Source organism: Syntrophorhabdaceae bacterium, from assembly GCA_036504895.1.
Taxonomy (GTDB): domain Bacteria; phylum Desulfobacterota; class Syntrophorhabdia; order Syntrophorhabdales; family Syntrophorhabdaceae; genus PNOM01.
The window spans coordinates 1-3,533 of sequence record DASXUJ010000055.1; the positions used below are offsets into that span (position 1 = coordinate 1).

Annotated in this window: 3 protein-coding genes; 1 reads left to right on the top strand and 2 read right to left on the bottom strand. The window is 54.3% G+C overall.

Going from position 1 to position 3,533, the window contains the following annotated elements; all coding sequences use genetic code 11:
- Positions 1-26: 26 nt before the first annotated feature.
- Both VGJ94_07290 and ligA read right to left on the bottom strand, forming a co-directional pair.
- On the bottom strand, positions 27-731 hold the full coding sequence (locus VGJ94_07290) for an MTAP family purine nucleoside phosphorylase (GenBank protein HEY3276409.1): 705 nt from the start codon (positions 729-731) through the stop codon (positions 27-29).
- Between the two features lie 60 nt (positions 732-791).
- Entirely contained in the window at positions 792-2,807 is a 2,016-nt protein-coding gene (ligA, locus tag VGJ94_07295; GenBank protein HEY3276410.1) for an NAD-dependent DNA ligase LigA, read from the bottom strand.
- 143 nt (positions 2,808-2,950) lie between these two features.
- Here ligA and VGJ94_07300 point away from each other — a divergent pair.
- Positions 2,951-3,533 (top strand): helix-hairpin-helix domain-containing protein (locus tag VGJ94_07300; GenBank protein HEY3276411.1); only part of this gene is annotated, 583 nt, incomplete at its 3' end.

The following is a 3,533-nucleotide window of genomic DNA, read 5'->3' on the forward strand; positions in this document are numbered from 1 at the left end:
ATGAAGAACGTTCTTAATCAATATATTCATTTTATCTCGCAAAGTTTTTTCAGGAGGGTTTCAATAGCACCGAGGCTTTTGAGACCGGTCCGGCCGATCTCCTCCATTGTCAGCCGCCTCCCGACTATGCCGTTGCAGTAATTGTCAACGGAGCAGATACTTGCATACGGGATTCCCGCCTCAATACATAATGTGGCCTCCGATGCCATGGTCATGCCGACCACGTCTCCCATTTTCTTCAGAACGCCCACTTCAGCCCTGGTTTCCAGTCTCGGCCCCCTCGTCTGCACATAGATACCGGAAGCGGGTCTTTCCATGCCTATATCCTCGCATGCCTTTGAGAGCCGCCCCCGCAATTCCTCATCCATCTCGGGCACGGTAAATTTCATTTCATCGTCCCAAAAGGTTGGAACGTCCCAAAAAGATAAAAAATCATGGGGAATCACAAAAGAGCCGGGCTTCAGACCCGGTTTAAGGCTCCCCACCGAATTTACCGCGATGATCTCTTTGACTTTTAATGCGTTCAGCGCCCAAATATATCCGCGATAATTAATCCTGTGGGGAGGCAATGGAGGGATACCGTGCCTCTGCACAAAAAAATGGCGGCCCTCTGTTTTCACCGCCACGGCCCCGTAGGGAGTTTCCCGGGTTATATCTTTCCACTCCGCAAAGAGGGTTGACTGCATCAACGACGTTCCCCCTATGACGGCGCGTATTTTCTCTCTCCTCACATCGGCTCCCTGGTGTATTTGTTTTTCTGACCCACTATTTACTATTCCCGCGGCCGGGAGTCAAGAACTTTGGAGAAGGCGGAGGAACTCCTCCTCCGTGAGGATCGGGATCCCAAGAGATTTGGCCTTGTCGAGCTTGGAGCCGGCTTCCTCGCCGGCCACCACATAACTTACTTTCTTGCTTATTGATGGAGCGGTCATGGCGCCGAGCTCTTCTACCCTCCTTCGCGCTTCTTCTCTGGTCATGCGGTCCAGGGTACCCGTAAAGACAAAGGTCAGTCCGTCGAGACCTCTTCTTACCGGCTTCTTGTGCTCGATAACCACGCCTGCTTCGATAATTCTTCTTATGGTCTCGAGGTTCTTTTCATCACCGAAAAAGGTCGCGATGCTCTCCGCCACCTCGGGTCCGATTTCGGGGATACGCATGAGCTCATCACGGCCGGCCGCTATAAGACGGTCTATATCTTCGAATTTCTCCGCCAGTACCGTGGAAAGATGCTCGCCCACATTCCTGATCCCGAGGGCGTAGATAAAGCGGGCCAGGCTTCTCCCCTTGGATGCTTCTATGGCATCCACGATATTACCCGCCGATTTGCGGGCCATGCGGTCGAGGCCCGCGAGGGTCTCGTGGGAGAGGCGATAGAGATCGGACACATCCCGCACTATCCCTTTGTCCACGAGCTGCTCCACGAGCTTCTCGCCCAGACCGTCGATATCCATTGCCCTCTTTGAGGCGAAATGCTCGATGCTGCCCTTTATTTGAGCAGGGCAATTGATGTTGACGCACCGGGTGATCGCCTCTCCCGGCGGCCTCACCACGGGCTCTCCGCAGACCGGGCAAGTCCGGGGCATCATGAAAGGCACCTCGCTTCCCGTCCTTTTCTCCATTATAACCTTCACCACCTCGGGGATCACGTCCCCCGCTCTTCTGACGATTACCGTATCACCCTTCATAATGCCTTTTCTCTTTACCTCATCCTCATTATGGAGGGTGGCCCTGGAGACTTCGACGCCCCCCACCGTTACCGGTTCGAGCATCGCCACAGGGGTGAGGGCGCCGGTCCTGCCCACCCCCACGAGAATGTCCCGTACCGTCGTAGTCTCTTCCTGGGCCTCGAATTTATAGGCTATTGCCCAGCGGGGCGACCGCGAAACCGTGCCCAGGCGGGCCTGGTAATCGAGCCTGTCCACTTTTATCACGGTCCCATCGATCTCGTAAGGTATCTCATCTCTCATATTATAGATGTGTCGGTAATATTCAAGGACGTCTTCGATGTTCTTCAAGGGCCTGGCATAATCGTTTACCCGAAAGCCCCATACGCGGAGGTTGTCCAGAAACTCCCGGTGCGTCGCCGGTGAATAGCCGAGGATTTGCCCCGGGGCATAAAAAAAGGCATTCAGGTTCCTCTGTGCCGTCGCCTTCGGGTCGAGCTGTCTCACGGAGCCTGCGGCCGCATTTCTGGGGTTCGCGAAGAGAGGCTCTCCCGCGCGCTCCCTGCGCCTGTTGAGGTCTTGAAATTCTCTTCTTCCCATATACACTTCACCCCGTACTTCGAGCCGCTCGGGCGGGGGGATTTCGGTGCTCTCCCTGAGCCTCATGGGAATCGATCGAACTGTCCTCAGGTTCTGGGTAATGTCTTCCCCTCGGTACCCGTCGCCCCTTGTGGAGCCGAGGGCAAAAAGACCGTTTTCATAGACCAGCTCTACGGCCAGCCCGTCTATTTTCACTTCCATGACGTAATCGACGGAGTCGACGCCGAGAAGCCTCTTTATGCGCCTGTCGAAATCGATCACTTCCTCTTCCGCCATGGCGTTGGCGAGGCTCAGCATCGGAATGGTATGGCTTACCGAAGAGAACGCTTCGAGTGGTGTGGACCCGACTCGTTGGGACGGTGAATCAGGGGTTATCAGCTCCGGAAACTCCGTTTCCAGATCCTGAAGCTCTTTCATTAAACGGTCGTATTCAGCATCGGAGACTACGGGATCGTCCAATACGTAATAGCGGTAATTGTGGTGATCAAGCTCCCTTCTGAGCTTCCGGATGCGCTCCCCCGCTTCTTCGATCGTTGCCTTCATTCTCACCTTCTCCTTCCATATTTTAAAGTTCTTTGGTTCCTTTTACAAAGGTAATTTACGCCGCCAGGGTCTCTCCGTGGTCGCCGCGGCCACTTTTACGTTCCTCGTTGACTTTGAGGATTTGCCATGGCGATAATAGAGGCATGGAGCCCAGCTCAATTATCAAAGTGCTCGAAGAGATCGGTACCCTCCTGGAGATCAAAGGGGAAAACCCTTTTAAATCGAATGCCTACTATAAAGCCGCCAGAACCCTGTCCTCAATAGATCGCCTTGATCAGATAATCCGGGAAAAACGGCTCACGGAGATCGAAGGCATAGGCGAAGCCCTTTCGCAAAAGATCATGGAGTATTATGAAACCGGTGCCATGGCCTATTATGAGGAGCTGAAAAAGGAAGTTCCGACCTGTCTCCTGGAGCTCCTGCAGGTCCCCCGCCTCGGTCCGCGAAAAATCAGAATGCTCCACCGCGAGCTGGGAATCATGGACCTGGGGGAGCTCGAATACGCGTGCCGTGAAAACAGGCTCGTCTCACTCGCCGGTTTCGGTGAAAAGACCCAGGCGAACATCCTCAAGGGCATTGAATTCCTTAAAAAACATAAGGGCCGGTACCTCTTCGCCGACGTCTATCCCTCCGCCGAAGAGATGAGAGGACGTCTCGCGAAGGCCCTTCCCGGCCATCGCGTTGCATTGTGCGGGAGTATCCGCCGGAGAAAAGAGATAATAAAGG